This window comes from Caballeronia sp. LZ032 (assembly GCF_031451315.1).
Classification (GTDB): Bacteria; Pseudomonadota; Gammaproteobacteria; order Burkholderiales; family Burkholderiaceae; genus Caballeronia.
On record NZ_JARUXP010000003.1, the window covers coordinates 1,011,469 to 1,028,454 of the forward strand.

Annotated in this window: 15 protein-coding genes and 2 pseudogenes; 3 read left to right on the top strand and 14 right to left on the bottom strand. The window is 64.7% G+C overall.

Annotation, left to right across the window (positions count from 1 at the left end):
* Positions 1-3 precede the first annotated feature (3 nt).
* The 10 genes and pseudogenes from QCE69_RS26030 to QCE69_RS26075 form a co-directional block, all read right to left on the bottom strand.
* Positions 4-252 carry a DUF4148 domain-containing protein gene (locus QCE69_RS26030; RefSeq protein WP_309933761.1) on the bottom strand — a complete coding sequence of 83 codons (249 nt, stop codon included), beginning with the start codon at positions 250-252 and terminating at the stop codon, positions 4-6.
* Positions 253-430: 178 nt separating this feature from the next.
* Positions 431-1,450 (bottom strand): GntR family transcriptional regulator, encoded by a 1,020-nt coding sequence (locus QCE69_RS26035; protein WP_309933763.1) that lies wholly within the window; start codon positions 1,448-1,450, stop codon positions 431-433.
* A gap of 14 nt (positions 1,451-1,464) precedes the next feature.
* Positions 1,465-2,463: an alpha/beta fold hydrolase gene (locus tag QCE69_RS26040; protein WP_309933765.1), complete on the bottom strand. Its 999-nt coding sequence runs from the start codon at positions 2,461-2,463 to the stop codon at positions 1,465-1,467.
* 2 nt (positions 2,464-2,465) lie between these two features.
* Positions 2,466-3,575, bottom strand: coding sequence for a Zn-dependent alcohol dehydrogenase (locus QCE69_RS26045; protein ID WP_309933766.1), 1,110 nt, complete (start codon positions 3,573-3,575; stop codon positions 2,466-2,468).
* A 7-nt stretch (positions 3,576-3,582) separates the two neighbouring features.
* Positions 3,583-4,419, bottom strand: coding sequence for a phytanoyl-CoA dioxygenase family protein (locus QCE69_RS26050; RefSeq protein ID WP_309924453.1), 837 nt, complete (start codon positions 4,417-4,419; stop codon positions 3,583-3,585).
* A gap of 26 nt (positions 4,420-4,445) precedes the next feature.
* On the bottom strand, positions 4,446-5,648 hold the full coding sequence (locus QCE69_RS26055) for an alpha-hydroxy acid oxidase (RefSeq protein ID WP_309924456.1): 1,203 nt from the start codon (positions 5,646-5,648) through the stop codon (positions 4,446-4,448).
* 5 nt (positions 5,649-5,653) lie between these two features.
* A complete protein-coding gene (locus tag QCE69_RS26060; RefSeq protein WP_309933768.1) occupies positions 5,654-6,919 on the bottom strand; it encodes an MFS transporter in 1,266 nt (421 codons plus the stop codon).
* A 233-nt stretch (positions 6,920-7,152) separates the two neighbouring features.
* On the bottom strand, positions 7,153-8,106 hold the full coding sequence (locus tag QCE69_RS26065; RefSeq protein ID WP_309933770.1) for a dienelactone hydrolase: 954 nt from the start codon (positions 8,104-8,106) through the stop codon (positions 7,153-7,155).
* Between the two features lie 166 nt (positions 8,107-8,272).
* Positions 8,273-8,692, bottom strand: a complete 420-nt coding sequence (locus QCE69_RS26070; protein ID WP_309933772.1) for an SRPBCC family protein — start codon at positions 8,690-8,692, stop codon at positions 8,273-8,275.
* 9 nt (positions 8,693-8,701) lie between these two features.
* Positions 8,702-9,523: pseudogene (locus tag QCE69_RS26075) on the bottom strand (aldo/keto reductase); the annotation flags it as partial.
* A 334-nt stretch (positions 9,524-9,857) separates the two neighbouring features.
* On the opposite strand from QCE69_RS26075, the pseudogene QCE69_RS26080 reads away from it, so the two are divergent.
* A pseudogene (locus QCE69_RS26080) lies at positions 9,858-10,250 on the top strand (glycoside hydrolase domain-containing protein); the annotation flags it as partial.
* A gap of 135 nt (positions 10,251-10,385) precedes the next feature.
* Here the strand turns inward: QCE69_RS26080 and QCE69_RS26085 are convergent.
* The 4 genes from QCE69_RS26085 to QCE69_RS26100 form a co-directional block, all read right to left on the bottom strand.
* Positions 10,386-11,174, bottom strand: coding sequence for an SDR family oxidoreductase (locus QCE69_RS26085; protein ID WP_309933773.1), 789 nt, complete (start codon positions 11,172-11,174; stop codon positions 10,386-10,388).
* Between the two features lie 13 nt (positions 11,175-11,187).
* Positions 11,188-12,390 (bottom strand): alpha-hydroxy acid oxidase, encoded by a 1,203-nt coding sequence (locus QCE69_RS26090; protein WP_309933775.1) that lies wholly within the window; start codon positions 12,388-12,390, stop codon positions 11,188-11,190.
* A 68-nt stretch (positions 12,391-12,458) separates the two neighbouring features.
* Entirely contained in the window at positions 12,459-13,763 is a 1,305-nt protein-coding gene (locus QCE69_RS26095) for an MFS transporter (protein ID WP_309933777.1), read from the bottom strand.
* A 70-nt stretch (positions 13,764-13,833) separates the two neighbouring features.
* Positions 13,834-14,973 (bottom strand): iron-containing alcohol dehydrogenase, encoded by a 1,140-nt coding sequence (locus QCE69_RS26100; protein ID WP_309933778.1) that lies wholly within the window; start codon positions 14,971-14,973, stop codon positions 13,834-13,836.
* A 179-nt stretch (positions 14,974-15,152) separates the two neighbouring features.
* Here QCE69_RS26100 and QCE69_RS26105 point away from each other — a divergent pair, with 179 nt between their 5' ends.
* Together QCE69_RS26105 and QCE69_RS26110 are read left to right on the top strand one after the other, a co-directional pair.
* Entirely contained in the window at positions 15,153-16,091 is a 939-nt protein-coding gene (locus QCE69_RS26105; RefSeq protein ID WP_309933781.1) for a LysR family transcriptional regulator, read from the top strand.
* A 241-nt stretch (positions 16,092-16,332) separates the two neighbouring features.
* On the top strand, positions 16,333-16,965 hold the full coding sequence (locus tag QCE69_RS26110) for a dihydrofolate reductase family protein (protein ID WP_309933783.1): 633 nt from the start codon (positions 16,333-16,335) through the stop codon (positions 16,963-16,965).
* Positions 16,966-16,986 lie beyond the last annotated feature (21 nt).

Genomic DNA, 16,986 nt, shown 5'->3' on the forward strand with positions numbered 1-16,986 from the left:
GGATCAGCGCTTCCCACTGATGCGCGCGGCTTCCTGACGCCGCTTCTCCGCGACACGCGCCTGCGCGTCCTCGATGTCGAAGGGAAACCGGTGACTCGATGCCTGCGCCGGGTGGTAGCCCACCGCAGCCAGTTCCTCGAGCTCCTTGCGGGCCTGCGCGCGCGTCATCGGCTGGTCCGGCGACTGCGCGTACGCACCGGATGTCATCAGCATAGTCATCGGAAAGCCAAACGTCAGTTGCGGGAACCCCATGGTCGCCTCCGTGCTGCTTTGGAGACGACGATACGGGCAAGCCGTGCGGGTCGCGCGATGCCGTGGGTTTGTATAACGAGCGTCGGGGTATCGGGGAAGGGCGAACTTCTGATGAATGCATTTGGCAGGCGTTCGTTAGCTCCGGCGAGACATCGGAGACGAGCACGTCCGCCGTTGGTCAAGCCGCACCGAGCGCCGTCAGATACGCAGGAAAGTCCGGCTGCTTCATGCGCCGGATGATCTCGAAACGCAGCACCCAGCGGGTATTCGCTTCGCGGATATGTTCCGTCAATGCCTGCGCTGCGCGCTCAGGCTGGCCAGCCAGTATGTCGTCCACGATCTGCAGATGCTCGGTGAACGCATCGCTGATGAGCTGATACGGGATCTCGAGGTAGGGGTCGCTCAGATAGCGTGTCGGCACGAACAGGACGTGCGTGCGTGAGAGGGCAAGCACGATCTCCTTGTTCGGGCAGTGCGACAGGAGATCGATATGCAAATCGGTTTCGGCGGTGTCCATCTCGGCACCCCCGCGATGCCCCGCCTCGATGACACCGACGAGACGTGCGCGCACCGCTTCGAGGAACTCGCGCGGCACATGCTGCGCGGCGTGCAGCAGCGCGGTCGGTTCAAGCAGGCGGCGTATCTCGAACAGGTGCTCGATGCGCTCACGCGTCACCTGCTCCGCAATCCAGTGCCCGTTGCGGTCCTGCGACAGCTGCCCGACGCTGTGCATGCGCGCCATCGCGCCGCGGGCGACGGTGCGGCTCACGGCGAAATGTTCAGCGAGCGCTTCTTCCGTGATGCGCACCGAACCGAACAGCACGCGAGTGCATAGCTCGCGCTCCAGTTCGGCGTACATGCGCTGCCATTGCGGCGCGCTCGTGATTTCCAGCTTGTCGAGCACGGCCGGCTTGCCGGCACGATCGCCCGAAGCCGCACCGGCCACGCGATAACCGCGCCCCTCGCTTTCAACGATGATCCCGTCCGCGCACAGCGCGGCCAACGCAATGCGCGCAGGCGAGCGGCTGATACAGAACGATTTCGCGACCTGCGCTTCGAGCAGCCGTTCACCCGGCGTAATGCGCCCGTCTTCGATCATCTCGCGCAACAGCCGATACGTGCGATGCTGAATGGAACCGCCCGCCTCGGACGTGGAATGCGAATTCGTCGGTGCGATGTCCTCGACCTGGGGATTCATGACACGGGCCTCTGCTAATACGCCATGAACGAAGCGATCTCCGCATTCAGCCGTGCGGCGGAAGTAGGATCGGCCTCCGAGGCCATCATATGGCCGCTCGTCGAAGGCACCCGCAGCAGTCTGGCGTTTCCGATCTGCCCGGCCGCGCGTATGCCCTCTTCCACGGGATTGTAGAGGTCCAGCGCCGGCACGCCAATCAGCGTGTGCGCCTCGATGCTCGCGAGCGCGCGTGCCGTATCCCCTTCGAAACCCGGCGTCGTGCCGACGTCGTGAGCATCGTAAGCATGCGACTGCCAGATCCAGTCGAGCGGATCGAGCCGCTGCGTGCGAAACCACGCGGCGCGCTTCTCGAACCACGCCTGCGTGCCGCCCGCCTGTGTCGCGTCTTCCTCGAAACGCTCCGGCGTGCGCATCGCCAATACATGCATGATCCCGAGCCACGCACTCCAGTCTCCGCCCGAGGTTTCGAGCGCGCGCCGGCCCGCCTGATTGACCGCCTGCGACCAGGCCGTGGTCTTCGCCATCGGCACGAGCGCGACCAGCTTCTTCATGAAGCGCGGATACGACACGCCCCATTGCAGCGCCTGCATGCCGCCCATCGATGCACCCACCACTGCGTCGAGCGTCGCGATGTTGAGGTGATCGAGCAGCGCCTTCTGGCTGCGTACCATGTCGCGAATCGTGAAACGCGGGAAGGCCGTACCGCCCTGCGTCGGTGAATTCGACGGGGAACTGGACAGGCCGTTGCCCAGCGCATCGGCGACGATCACGGTGACGCGCGCGGGATCGAACGCGCGTCCCGTACCGATCAGGAAGTCGAGCCGGTGATGCGTGCTGCCGATGGCACACACGCCCAGCACGACAGGGCGCGTACGATCATCGAGATCGCCGTGGACGACGTAGGACATCAGCAGATCGTCGATATGTTCGCCCGATTCCAGCCTGAAGCGCCCGAGCGATGCGCAGCGATGCGGCGTGTCGATCCAGCCGGGTTGCAGGTCGGGATGACTCATGATCAGAACTCGATCACCGAGCGGAGCTCGACACCTGCCGCAAGACGTCGCATCCCTTCATTGATTCCATCGAGCGTGATGCGCGAGGTCACGTATTCGTCGAGCCGCAACGTGCCGTCGAGATAGGCATTGGCGAGCATCGGGAAATCCCGTGCCGGGTTCGCGCCGCCATAGCTCGAACGCACGATGCGCTTCTCGCCCATCAGCGCGCCCCAGCGGAACGACGCTTCGTCGTCGGCGGGGAGTTTGCCGAGCCACACCACCTGACCGCCCGGACGCACGATTTCAACGCTCGCCCTGAGCGCCTGACGATTGCCCGCGGATTCGATCACGCAATCCGCGCCGCGTCCGCTCGTCAGGTCCGCGACGGCCGCCACCAGCGATTCATCGGCGCACAGTGCGTGGCTCGCCCCCAGCGCACGCGCCGTCTCGAGCCTGTCCGGCGCGCGATCGATCGCGACGATCCGCGCGGCGCCCGCGTGCCGCGCGCCCTGTATCGCGGACAGACCCACCGCCCCGCAGCCGATCACCGCAACCGTGCTGCCGGGCTCGACCTTCGCGATGTTGGTCGCTGCGCCAAAACCGGTCATGACGCCGCAGCCGATCAGACAGGCGCGGTCGAACGGCATGGCTGCGGGAACGGGCACCGCGCACTCCTGCGACACGACGCAGTATTCCGCGAAGCTGCCCATGTAGGCCAGTTGATGCACGCGCGCGCCATCGTCGAGAAAGAGACGCGGCGCGCCGTCGAAATGAAACGACTGCGCCATGTGACTGCGATACGGCTGGCACAGGATCGACTGTTGCCGCCTGCAATAGAAACACTGGCCGCAGTGCGGATTCCACGACATCACGACGTGATCGCCCTTCGCGACTCGCGTGACCGATGCGCCAGTCCACTCGACGATACCGGCCGCCTCGTGTCCGGGCACGAACGGCAGCGGCGTGCCCAGGTCGCCGCGCATCGCTTCGAGATCCGTATGACACAGGCTCGCCGCCTTCACCCGAACGACGACGTCGGTCCCGGCGAGATTGCGCAGCGACACGCGCGTGATGCGCAGCGGCTCGCCGGTGCGCTCCATGAGTGCGGCATCGAAGGTCAACGCATTCATGCGCGGTTCAGCGCTGGGCCGACGCATTCTGCGCCGCGCCCTTGTAAAGAATATTCAGGTTGCGTTCGCCGATCTGCTGATGCAGCGCGACGAATGCAGGATCGAGATCCTGTGTCGGACGCGGCTCGTGCTCGAACGTGTTGAACGTATCGACACCGCGTACGAGCGTGGCGCTGTCGGCGCCTTCGAGCTGACGCACATAGGTCGGGATGTAACGGATCGCATACCCGATGCGCCGGTTCGGCGATGCGTTCGGCGGCGAGCCGTGCACGATCCGCACGTGATGCAGGGACATCTCGCCCGGCTCGAGTTCGATCGCCACCGCCTGGGATTCGTCGACGTCCACCGCGACTTCCTGCCCGCGCGTCAGCAGATTGCTTTCGTTGAAGGTGTCGCGATGCGGAATCTGGTCGAGCAGATGCGTGCCGGGGACCACCTGCATGGCGCCGTTCGCGCGGTTGCTCTCCGACAAGGCGACCCAGGCCGTCACCACATCGGGCTTCGAGAGTCCCCAATAGGTCGAGTCCTGATGCCACGACACATACGCCGGATCATTGCCGTTCTTGATGAAAAAGCTGCTCGCCCAGACCAGCAGATCCGGTCCGTACAGATCCTCGATCGCATCGACCACCTTGTCGTTGCGCACGAGTTCGTTCAGCCACGAGAACAGCAAGTGGCTCTTCACGTTCAGCGCCTTCTTCCTGAGCGGATTGCTCGATTGCTCGAAATCTTCGAGACGTTTGCGCAACTCGAGGGCGGTCCGCTCCGACATGACGCGGATCGGCGCGACATAGCCGTACTGTCTGAAATGTTCGAGCTGATGGGGCGTCAACGACTTCAACATGATGCGAATCTCCCTGTATGAGGCCGCTAGGCGACCTGGATGCGAACCGGCGCCGTACCGTGGTTCACTGGCTTTCGCTCCCGGACGAAACCGCCCGAGCGGAGCACGGCGCCGTCCACGTGACGAACGTCCGTGACGCCCGCCAGCGCCATCGTCGTGTCCAGTTCGTCGCGGATGATTTCAAGGCAGCGCGTCACGCCGGCCTCGCCTTCCGCACCGAGCCCGTAGAGAAAGGCGCGCCCCGCGTAGACCGCCTGCGCGCCGCATGCCAGCGCCTTCAGCACGTCCTGTCCCGAGCGGATGCCGCCGTCCATGTGCAGCTCGATCTCGCCGTCCAGCACGTCGGCGATGCGCGGCATCATCGAAATGGTGGACGGCGCGCCGTCGAGCTGACGCCCGCCATGATTCGACACGATCACCGCATCGGCGCCGACATCGCGTGCGATGCGCGCATCTTCCTCGTCGAGGATGCCTTTCAGCACCAGCTTGCCGCCCCAGCGCTCCCGCACCCAGTCGATGTCCTTCCAGGTGAGCGTCGGATCGAACTGCTTCGCGGCCCAGTCCGCCATCGATGCGATTCCGGTCACGCCCGGCGCATGTCCGACGATGTTGCCGAAGCTCCTTCGCGACGTCCCGAGCATCCCCGCGCACCAGCGCGGATGGCGCGACAGATGGGCGAGATTGCGCAACGTCAGCTTCGGCGGCGCCGAGAGGCCGTTGCGTTTGTCCTTGTGACGTTGTCCCTGGATCTGGAGATCGAGGGTCAGCACGAGCGCGGAGCACTGCGCGCTTTTCGCACGAGCGATCAGATCGGCGATGAAGCCGCGGTCCTTCATCATGTAGAGCTGGAACCAGAACGGCTTCTGCGTGAACGCGGCCACGTCTTCGATCGAACACACGCTCACGGTGGACAGCGTGAACGGCACGCCGAAACGCTCTGCCGCACGCGCCGCGAGCATCTCGCCGTCGGCGTGCTGCATGCCCGCGATGCCCGTGGGCGCGAGCGCGACCGGCATCGATACGGGTTCGCCGAGCATGGTCGTCGCGAGATTGCGCCGGCTGAAATCCACGGCGACGCGCTGACGGAACTGCAGGCGGGCGAGGTCGTCGCTGTTGGCGCGATAGGTCGACTCGGTCCATGAGCCTGCATCGACATATTCGTAGAACATGCGCGGCACGCGTCGTCTGGCGGCAACGCGCAGTTCCTCGATGGTGGCGTAGTGACGCATGTCGATCAGGCCAGCTCGGGTTGAAGTTGCAGCTCGGCGGTCGGGGCCCGCACGAAGATCGCGACGAACAGCGCGCCCAACGCCGCGATGATGCCCGTCAGCACGAACGCGCTCTTGAAGCTGCCGGACGATTGCACGAGAAAGCCCGTCAGTGCCGGCGCCACGATGCCGGCCAGGTTGGCGATGAAATGCACGAAGCCGCCGACCGCGCCCACGCGGCGTTTTTCCACCGTGTCGAGCACGATCGCGAAGTAGGTGTTGAAGGACGCGTACATGAAGAACACGGCCACGGCCATCAGCGCGACGGCGCTCGTCAGCTCGCTCACCGCGCCCGTCAAGGCGATGCATACCGCGCCCGCGCCCAGACTCGTGATCAGCACGATCTTGCGCGAGAAGATCGCGCGTCCCGTCTTGCGCACGAGCCAGTCGCACGCATAGCCGCCCGCAACCAGCCCCGTCACGCCCACCGCCCACGGAATCACGCTGACGATCGACATCTTCTGGATGCTCAGGTGATGCGCCATCGTGAGATAGGACGGAAACCACGACAGGAAGAAATAGAGAATGTACGCATAGCCGAAGAACGCGAAAGCGGTGGCGAGGATGGCGGGCCGACGCAGATAGGTCGAGAGCGGCGCGGGCGCGGCGCCGTCATCGGCTGCTTCAGGAAGCTGTGCGTTCGACTGCTCCTGCCCGGCAATCGGCGTGGAGGGCTTGTCCTTCGCGAGCCATAGCCACGCAACAACCCATAGCACGCCCACTGCGCCGATGATGACGAAGGATGCACGCCAGCTCGTCGCCAGGGCGAGAAAGCCGACCACCGGACCTGCGATTGCCGCGCCGATGGATTGCCCCGAGTTCGCGAGGCCGAGCGCGCTGGCCTGTTGATCGCGCGGATACCAGTTCGACACCAGCTTGTTGATGTTGGCGCAGAAAGGTCCCTCGCCCATGCCGAAGATCACGCGCACCAGCAACAGACTCACGATGCCGACCGTCGCCGCCGTCAGTCCGCAAAACAGCGACCACACGAGCATCGACACGCTGAGTACGACCTTGGGGCCCCAGCGGTCCGCCGAGTAGCCGCCGACGAAACAGAACAGCGCATAGCCCACGAAGAAGCTCGAGAACACGATGCCGAGCTGCGCGGGGTCGAGGTTGAGCTCCTTCGAGATCAGCGGCGCGGTGATCGACAACGCCGCCCGGTCCAGGTAACTGATCATGCCTCCAGCGAACAGCAAACTGACGAGCGTCCAGCGAGCGCGTGTCTCCATCACTTTCTCCGGTGGTCTGCTTCAGGCCTCAATCGCGGCACATCCTTCAGCGGCAACCAGAATGTTCAATGGATCCACTGTACATAAAGCGTAGTGGATGCTTACGACCGATGTCAACGCGCGTCTTGCCGGTGTTAACCCTCGACCGGGGCGCGTGGGTTCGCGTGCGCGCTCAGTGGGCATATCGTGGAGTTGACCGCTATTGTCGGAGGCGCAAGCAAGGCGCCCGGGGTCTATCGGAGTTGCGTCCGGAAGAACTGCAATACAGCCTCGTTGAGTCTGGCGTGAAATGCGACGCGGTCGAATCCACCCTCGTCGACGCATAGGCGAGGAAGCCTCGCAGCCTGCTTTGGCGCACACGGTGCGAGAAACGCGAAATGGCCGGCGCCTGCGACCAGGTGGTACTCGGTCGTCCTGGGCAGCAGTTTCGAAAGCGCGGGGGTCGTCTCCGGCAACACACCATCGCCACCGTATTCCGAGGCCCATAGTTGAATGGGGGCGTTGATGTCCTGAACGGTCGTGGCCGTCGGAAAAGCGTCGAGCGGGTCCGCCAGGACGAATGTCTTGATGCGCGGATCGCGAATCCAGTGTTGCGGCGGCAGTTTCCCCTCGCGGATGGTTTTGCAAACGGGAAGCTCGTCAGGGCACGGTATGTCAGCATGCTGAAAGTCAGGCACGCCTCCAGCCAGAACAAGGCCGGTATAGCCGCCCCGGGAAAAGCCGAAGAACCCGATGCCGCGAGCGTTGATCTTCGACGCTTCCGGCGATGCATCCAGCATGTAGTCGATGAGCCGCTTGATGTCCATCGGGCGTTCGACAAACTCCGACGGCTCCGACGCGCGCGACATGTCCGATGATGTGTCGCCGGGGTGACTGATCGCCGCAACGATGAATCCTGAATCCGCGAGCTTTTCGGCAAGGTCGTGGTGACCGAGGCGCGAACCGCCGTGCCCGTGCGATATCACGACCAGAGGAAGATGGTCGCCGGCAACCGGGCAGTTCTTCGTCCCTTGCAAAAGGGTGGTTCCTACTTCGATGGGTTCGGGTTGCTCAGCACACGGCGTCCACACGGCTGCGTGGAGCGCGGGCCCGTTGGCGTCCGCCGGGATGTCGAAGAGTCTCACTCCCGCACCATGACAAGTCGAAGCCAGGAGACAAAGAGAGACCGCCGCAATCAGCGCCTTCATGAGCTTCTCCCTTCATGCCAACGTGGCCGCACCCGATGTTAGCAAGCATGGAAGACGCGGGAAACACTTCTGCTTGAAGTTCACAAAAGGCTTTCGCTCAAGCAAGCATCTGTTCAGGTTTGGATGCCACCTGCCCCGCTCACCGTCGAAGCAGGCGGCGCTCCCCTCACGTCCTCTTCGCCACTTCCGCAGCAAGCGCCTTCAGCCCATCCTCATAGATGCCCTGAAACAAGCGCGACACTTCCGCGTCGCTCACGCCCTTGGGCTGGAACCGCCCCGACCATTCAACGCGCGAACCTTTCGCGCCGAGGTCCACGACCTTGATCGTCGAAAGATAGTCAGTCACCGGAAACGGCGCCTGGAGAATCGCATAGCTATAGCTCTTGCCGGCGTGATCGAAAGCGATGAGCCGCTCGACAATCGCCTCGCCTTCCGGATTGGCGAGATGCCTCACGCGGCCGCCTTCGCTCAGTTCGCTCTTCGGTATGTAGGGCAGCCAGTCAGGCAGGGACCCGAAGCCGCCGATCAGTTGCCAGGCCTGATCGGCCGGAAGATTGATATCGATGCTCGTGGATGCTTCAGCCATGACGCCTCCTTATTTCTTGTCGATGGGCAAGGGAGCGAGCGGTGACACCAGGCCCTGCTCGCGCATCTCGCGCCAGAAATCGTCGGGAATCTTCGTCTTGAGCGCCGCTGAATTTTCGGCGATGCGTCCCGGATGACTCGCGCCCGGAATGACCGCGGCCACCGCCGGATGCGCCAGACAGAACTGCAACGCGGCTGCCTTGACCGGGATGTCGTATTGCTCGCTCAGCGTCTTGATGCGCTCCACCTTCGCGAGGATCTTCGGTTTCGCGGGGGCATACTCGCAGTGCGTGCCGCCCGCCAGCACGCCCGAACTGTACGGACCGCCGATCACGATATCCACCTTCTTCTCCTGTGCCGCCGGCATCAGGCGCTGCAGGCCGGCCTCGTGGTCCAGCAACGAATAGCGGCCCGCCACCAGCATGCCGTTCGGATGCGCGTGATCCAGTCCGAGCGTGAGTTTGATCGGTTCGACCCGGTTCACGCCCAGACCCCATCCCTTGATGACCCCTTCCTTCTGCAAACGGGACAGCGCCTTGAACGCACCGGTCCGCGCGGTCTCGAACTGTGCGAGCCACGCGTCGCCGTGGAAGTCCTGGGTGATGTCGTGAACCCAGACGAAATCGATCCGGTCGGTCTGCAAGCGCTTCAGACTGTCCTCGATGGATTTGAGCGTGCCGCTCTCCGTGTAGTCATAGACGATCTTGTTCTTGCGTCCGTACTGGAACAGCGTGCCTTTCTCGCCGAACTCCTGCGCGCCTTCCACCACTTCATCGAGGATGATGCGGCCTACCTTGGTGCTGAGCACATACGTCCATGACGGATCACTAGACCACTATTCACTTGTCAGAGTGAAGGCTTCGGCTCGGCAGCCGGACGCAGACAACATGCAGATCAACCGGGGAATGGCAGGCGCTTTATTGGCGCTGTGCGTGACATTGGCGTCTTGCGGGGGCGATTCAACTTCCCCGAGTGCCACAAGCGCGGCACACACGACGCAAAGCGCCCCGCCTCCCGCTTCAGCGCCGATTGCTTCGTTATCGCCCGTATCGGCTCCCGTGAATCTGCCGTCTCCTCCCACTTCCACCAACGCTGCCAGCATTGCCACTCCGCCCGCCGCGACCGCATCGGCATCCGTCGCCCCTGGCCCCGCGATTCCTCCGGACATGCAGCTCGCCCGATTCGTCAACCCGTTGATCGGCACGGATTACGCAACGGACAAACCCGCCGCGGTGCCCTGGGTCCATGCATGGGCCGGTGCGCCGACTCATACGCAGCAGGTCCTGCACACTGCGCTCACGACCGAGTTCGGCACCGGCGCGAGCGGGCTGCCCGGCAACGACGATCTCGGCGCGATCTCGGCCTGGTACGTCTGGGCTTCGCTCGGACTCTATCCGGAAGTGCCCGGTGTGAGCGGCGTCGTGCTGTCGAGCCCGCAGTTCGCGCAGATCGACGTGCGCGTCGGTCAGCTGGACGGCAGCCAGAAGCTGCTGCATATCACGGCGCCGGGCGCGGGCTCGGGCGATAGCGCGTCGTACTACGTGCAGTCGCTGCAACTGAACGGCGCGTCGCACGCTTCCACCTGGATGCCGCTTGATGACCGCCAATCCGGCGGGCAGCACATGGGGCACCGATGTGTCGGCGTTGCCTTCGTCTGCTCCCACGCCGGCCACTCACTAGCGGGACAAACAGCTTCAGAACGTGCCAGGATAAGCGCCGCCATCCATCAGCACGTTCTGGCCGGTGAAGTAGCCCGCATGCGCGCTGCACAGGAACGCGCACATCGCGCCGAATTCCTGCGCCGTGCCGAAACGCGCCACCGGAATGGCCTGCCGCTTCGCGTCGAGCACGGCGTCGAAGCTCTTGCCCTGCGACGTGGCCGCCGCTTCGGTGGATTGCTTCAGGCGGTCGGTATCGAACAGGCCGGGCAGCAGGTTGTTGATGGTCACGTTGTGAGCGGCAATGCGCTTCTGCCGCGCCAACCCCGCGACAAAGCCGGTCAGCCCGGAGCGCGCGCCATTGGAGAGGCCGAGCACGTCGATGGGCGCTTTCACGGCCCCTGACGTGATGTTGACGATCCGCCCGAAGCCGCGCGCGGCCATGCCGTCCACCGTGGCGCGCATCAGTTCGATGGCCGTCAGCATGTTCGCGTCGAGCGCGGCGATCCAGTCGTCGCGGGTCCACTCGCGAAAATCGCCCGGCGGCGGGCCGCCCGCGTTGTTCACCAGTATGTCGATGTGCGGCGCCGCGCCCAAGGCCTGCTCGCGTCCCGCGTCCGTCGTGATGTCGCCGGCCACGGCAATCACCTGCACGTCCGGGTTCAGCGCCCGCAGTCCGGCAGCGGTGGACTCCAGCGCCTCCTGGCCGCGCGCCGTGACCACCACGTTGACGCCTTCGGCCACCAGCGCCTCGGCGCAGCCTCGGCCCAATCCTTTGCTCGCGGCGCACACCAGCGCCCATTTACCCTCGATCTGCAAGTTCATTGCGTGTCTCCCATCAGATGACCGGTTCTTCGAATGGCGCCACGGCCTCGGCCGCGCGTGCGTGGCGAGCCTGCGTGACATGCGGCTCATGAAAGTTATGCAGCCCGATCTCGCCGATGGAACGCACGCCGGTGAGCGCCATCGTCACGTCGAGCTCGTTTCTCAGGATCTCGAGCATCCGCGAAACGCCGGGCTCGCCCATCGCGCCGAGCGCATACATGAAGGCGCGGCCGATCATCGTGCCCTTCGCGCCCAACGCCAGCGCCTTCATCACATCCTGGCCGGTGCGGATGCCGCCATCGACCCAGACTTCGGCGGCATCGCCCACCGCGTCCACCACGGCGGGCAAGGCCTCGACCGTCGATGGCGCGCCGTCCAGCTGCCGTCCGCCATGATTGCTGACGACGATGGCATCCGCGCCCAGCGAAGCCGCCATGCGCGCATCCTCGGCGCACATGATGCCCTTCAGCACGAGTTTGCCGGGCCACAGGCTGCGGAGATGCGCGATGTCGTTCCAGTTCAGGCTCGGATCGAATTGCGATGCCACCCACTTGCTGATCGCGATCACGTCGTCGCCGCCCTTGATGAAGCCGGCAAGATTGCCGAAGTTACGCCGGCCCGATGCCGCTCGCAGCGCCCAGCCCGGCTTGCGCAGGAAGTCCAGCAGGTTCGCGGCCGTCAGGCGCGGCGGTACGGTCATGCCGTTCCTGAGATCCTTGTGGCGCTGGCCGTTGATCTGCAGATCGAGCGTGACCACCAGCGCCGAGCAGCCTGCGGCCTTCGCCCGCTCGATGAGCGACTGGTTGAAGCCCCGGTCGCGCATCACGTACAGCTGGAACCAGAATGGCGCAGTCGTATGCTGCGCGACGTCCTCGATCGAACAGATGCTCACGGTCGAGAGCGTGAACGGCACGCCGAAGCGCTCCGCCGCGCGCGCACCAAGGATCTCGCCGTTGGCCCACTGCATGCCCGTCAGGCCGGTCGGCGCGATGGCCACGGGAATCGCGACCGGCTGGCCGAGCATCGTGCTTGTGGTGCTGCGCCCTTCGACGTTCACGCCCACGCGCTGCTTCAGCGTCAGCCGCGCGAACGCGCGGCTGTTCTCGCGATAGGTCGATTCCGTGTACGAGCCGCTGTCGACGTAATCGTAGAACGCCTTGGGCACCCGCTTCTTCGCGATGAGGCGAAGGTCTTCCACACACGTGACTGTCCGCATTGGAACTCAAACTCCGACAGAAGATCTTTTCAAAAGGCCCGCAGGCCGGGCATCGCGTCGCGTGCGAATCAGGAAAGCGCGCCGACGGCGCTTTGCTCGACGTCATCCGCCACCGCGACGGGCCGATGCACGAGCAGCAGATACGCGACGGCCGAGAGCAGCGCAATGACCGCGCTCACGATCAGCGATGCGACGAACGAATGCGTCCGGTCCACGACGATGCCGGTGACGATGGGCGCAGCCGAGCCGGCGAGGAAGCCGCCGAAGTTCTGGATGCCGCCGAGCGAAGCCACGGCCTGGCGCGGCGCGGCAATCGAGATCAGCGACCATGCGCCGCCCGAGGCGAGATTGATGAAGAACATCGCGCCCGAGATGTAGATCACGGCAAGCAGGGTGGAAGGCGTCAGCGCCGCCGGCACCGTGAACGCCGCCGCGCCGATCAAGCCGACGCAGATCGGCCACTTGCGGCTCGTGATGGCCTGCATGCCGCGTCGGTACAGCCGGTCTGCCGCGAAGCCGCTGCTCAGCATGCCGAGCGTGCCGAAGACATAGGGAATCGAGACGACCCAGCCTGCCTTCGCGATGCTCAGACCGCGTTCGTGTTCGAGATAGGCCGGCAGCCACGTCAGATAGAGCCACACGGTGTAAATGACGCCCATGAAGCCGAAGAAGATGCCCCACGTCGTCTTCTGCCGGAACAGGCTGCGCCACTGCGCGCCGCTGAGCGGCTGGCTGTTCGCATCGTCCTGCGAGTCCTGGTCCAGGTAGGCGGTTTCCTCCGCCGCGAGCTTCACTTCGTCGCGATTGCGATAAGCCACATACCAGCCGATCGCTACGAGAATGCCGAACACGCCCGTCGCGAAGAACATGTTGCGCCAGCCGAGCGCGAGCATCATGCCGGTGAGGATCGGCGGCGCGATGGCCGGGCCGACCGTGGTCGAGGCGACGAAGATGCCGGTGGGCGTGCCGCGGTCACGCACCGCGAACCATTCGCCGATGACCTTCGCACCGGCGGGAAACTGCGGCGCCTCGCCGACGCCCAGGCACACGCGCGCAATGAAGAACTGCTGGAGGTTGCCGACCAGTCCGCAGCATGCCTGCGCGACCGACCACAGGATCATGCCCCAGCCCAGCATGACGCGCGCACCGAAGCGGTCGAGCATCATGCCGACCGGCAGTTGCGCGAACGCATAGGCCAGCGAGAACGCCGACAGCAGCAGTCCCATCTGCGATGCGCTCATGCCCATCTCGCCGCGAATCACGCTGTTCGCGATGGACAACGCGCTGCGATCGAGATAGTTGACGCTGCCGGCCAGGGTCAGAAAGAAAATGGAAATGCGCTGGATCCGTACGATCCGTTTGCTCTTGTTCATGCCGTGTCTCCGTGCGTGTCATGCGCGGACGCCTCTTCGCCGGGCGTCCGTTCGTTGATCCGTTGCTTCGTCAGTACGACGCCTCCAGCAAGCCGAGATAATCGGCTTCCGATGCCTCGCGCGGATTGGTCTTGTGACTGTGATCCTTGAGCGCGCCCTGCACGATGCGCGGGAACATGTCGCGCGTCACGCCCAGCGCCCGGAGACCGGTCGGCAAGCCGAGGCGCGCCGTCATGTCGCGCAGCGCCGCGGATAGGTCCGCGTCGTGACGCAGGCGCATGGCGTTCGCCATGCGCGCCATCTTGTCTTCGTCGCGCATGGACGGCGCGCTGCGGTTGAACTCCACGACTGCCGGCAGGAAGATCGCGTTGAGCGTGCCGTGGTGCAGGCGCGGGTCCATGCCGCCCAGCACATGACTCAGGCTGTGCACGCAGCCCAGTCCTTTCTGGAACGCGAGTGCGCCTTCCATCGAGGCCATCATCATGTTTTCGCGCGCGGCCTGATCGGTGGGCGCGTGCGTGGCCCGCTCGATGTGCGCCCATGCGCGCCGCAAGCCGTCGAGCGCGATGCCGTCGGCCGGCGGATTGCGCAGCGGCGACATGAAGGTTTCCAGGCAATGTGCAACGGCGTCCATGCCGGTGGCGGCGGTGAGCAGCGGCGGCAGGCCGATCGTCAGGCCGGGATCGCAGATCGCGACCTTCGGCACGACATGCGGGGAGATCACGCCCACCTTGCGGCCATCGTCGAGGATCAGGATGGCGCCGCGTCCGACCTCGCTGCCGGTGCCGGCGGTGGTCGGCACCGCGATCACCGGCGCCGTTTGCGCGGTGATCCGGCTCGCGCCGCCTTCGATCACGGCGAAGCTTTGCAGCGGGCCTTCGTGCGTCGCGCAGACTGCGACGCCTTTCGCAAGATCGATCGACGAACCGCCGCCCACCGCGATGATGCCGTCGCAGTCCGATTGCCGGTACAGCGCGACCGCATCGCGCACGGCGGCTTCATTGGGATTCGGCGGGGTGGCGTCGTAGATCATGTCGCCGTCGGCGCGCTCCAGCACCTTCAGCACGATGTCGAGAATGCCGGCCGCACGGATGCCCCGGTCGGTGACGATCAACGGGCGTCGGATCGCGAGACGCTCGCATTCGCTCTTCAGCAGATTCACCGCGCCGAAGTCGAACTGGATCTGGGTTACGTAGTTGATGAGAGACATGATGGATGACCTTCGGTTATAGTTGACCGACGCTCGGCGAGCCTTTGACTCATCTGGCTCGCCGCCTCGAAATGGACAAAACGCGCTGTTTCATGGGTTCTTTTCCCGAAGTATAGAGAGCCCTGCCGAGGAGCAAAATTGAGAAGTTCTCATGCTGATATAACTCGCTCTCAAGTCACATGACGCCCACGCTCAACTCCATTGCCTCGCGCCTCCACCTCAAGCAGTTGCGGCTGCTGGTCGCGCTGAGCGACCACGGCTCGCTGCTGAAGGCGGCCAATCAGGTCGGACTGACCCAGCCGGGCGCGAGCAAGGCGCTGCAGGAGATCGAAACCACGTTCGGCACGGCGCTGTTCACGCGCACGCGGCGCGGACTCGAAGCGAATGAAGTGGGACACTGCGCGATCCGCTATGCGCGGCTGATCTACACGGACCTGTCCCACATGCGCGAGGAAATCGCGGGGATTCTGCGGGGGCATGGAGGACGCGTCGCGGTCGGCGTCATCATGGGCGCCGTGCCCTTGCTGACACGGGCCGTGTCCGCGCTCATTGCGCGTCAGCCGGAGATGTCCGTCGAGATCATCGAGGACGCCAGCGAGACGCTGCTCGGTCTCATCGACGCGGGAAGGCTGGACCTCGCGATCTGCCGGACTTCGGTGAGCCAGAATCCGGACATGTATGAAAGCCTCGTCCTGCAGGAAGAGACGCTCGCGGTGGTCGCGAACGTGCAGCATCCGTTACGCAAGGCGAAGAAGCTGACGCTCAAGGACCTGGCCGTGTACCGATGGGTCGTCTACCGCGCCAACATGCCCATGCGCGTGCTGCTGGAACGCGAATTCCAGCAGGCCGGGATCCGCTTTCCATCGAGCCTGCTGGAAACCACGTCGGCTTTCGCGACGCTGAGCCTGCTGCAGGACAATCCTTCGTTCGTTGCGCTGGTGTCCATCGATGTCGCGCAGTTCTTCGTGCGGCACGAAGCCACGCGCATCCTGCCGCTGTCGTTCGCGTCCCGCAGCGAACCCTATGAACTCGTCACGCCGCGCGGGGCGCCGCTGTCGCCCGGCGCGCGGCTGTTGCGGGACGAACTGGTCGGCAAGGCCGAGGTTCAGTCCCGCTGAAGGCGTGGTCAGAGCGGCCCTTTCGCGGGATTGCAAATGCAGGAATTGAATTGAATCGCAGGCGGCGGGTTTTATTCAGGCAAATGGATGCCTCATTCAATCAAGCGCGTGAATCACAATAATGAAATTCTCGTCATTCTTGTTTCCCTCTGAGTAACAGTACCGCGCGCCGAAGGCTCGCGAGTGCATGTCGATTTGCCGCGGCCTCGTTCGTCGTATCGGCATCACCCTGGAGAACACGATGCGCACACTCACGGTTTCGTTATTCAGCAGTCTGGACGGCGTGATGCAGGCGCCAGGCGGTCCGAACGAGGACCTCAGCGGCGGTTTTCGCCTGGGCGGCTGGATCGTTCCTTTCGCCGATCCCGCCATCGGCGAGAACTTGCAGCAATTGCTCGCGAAGCCCTTCGAACTGCTGCTCGGGCGGCGCACCTACGACATCTTCGCGTCGCATTGGCCGCATGTGGCGCCTGACGCCCCGAGTCATGCGCTCGCGGAGAAATTCAATGCAGCGGCGAAGCACGTGGCGACACATCGGCAAAGCGGGCTCGACTGGCACAACAGTCACGCGCTCGATGGCGAACTACCCGATGCGGTCCGCGCGCTCAAGACGCAAGAGGGTGCGGACCTTCTGACCTTCGGAAGCGGCGACATGGTGCGCCAGCTGCTCGCGGCCGGCCTCGTGGATGAGCTGAGCCTGCTGACCTTCCCGGTCATGCTCGGACGCGGCCGGCGCCTGTTCGACGACAACGCAGAGGCACGGGCGTTCGAGTTGACGCACATGACGCGCACACCGGGCGGCGTGGTGATCGCGCGTTATGCGCGCGCGGGCGAGGTCCGGACAGGCTCGTTCAATGAACCTGGCCGGACTTGAACCCGCACGGTCTCACGCGTT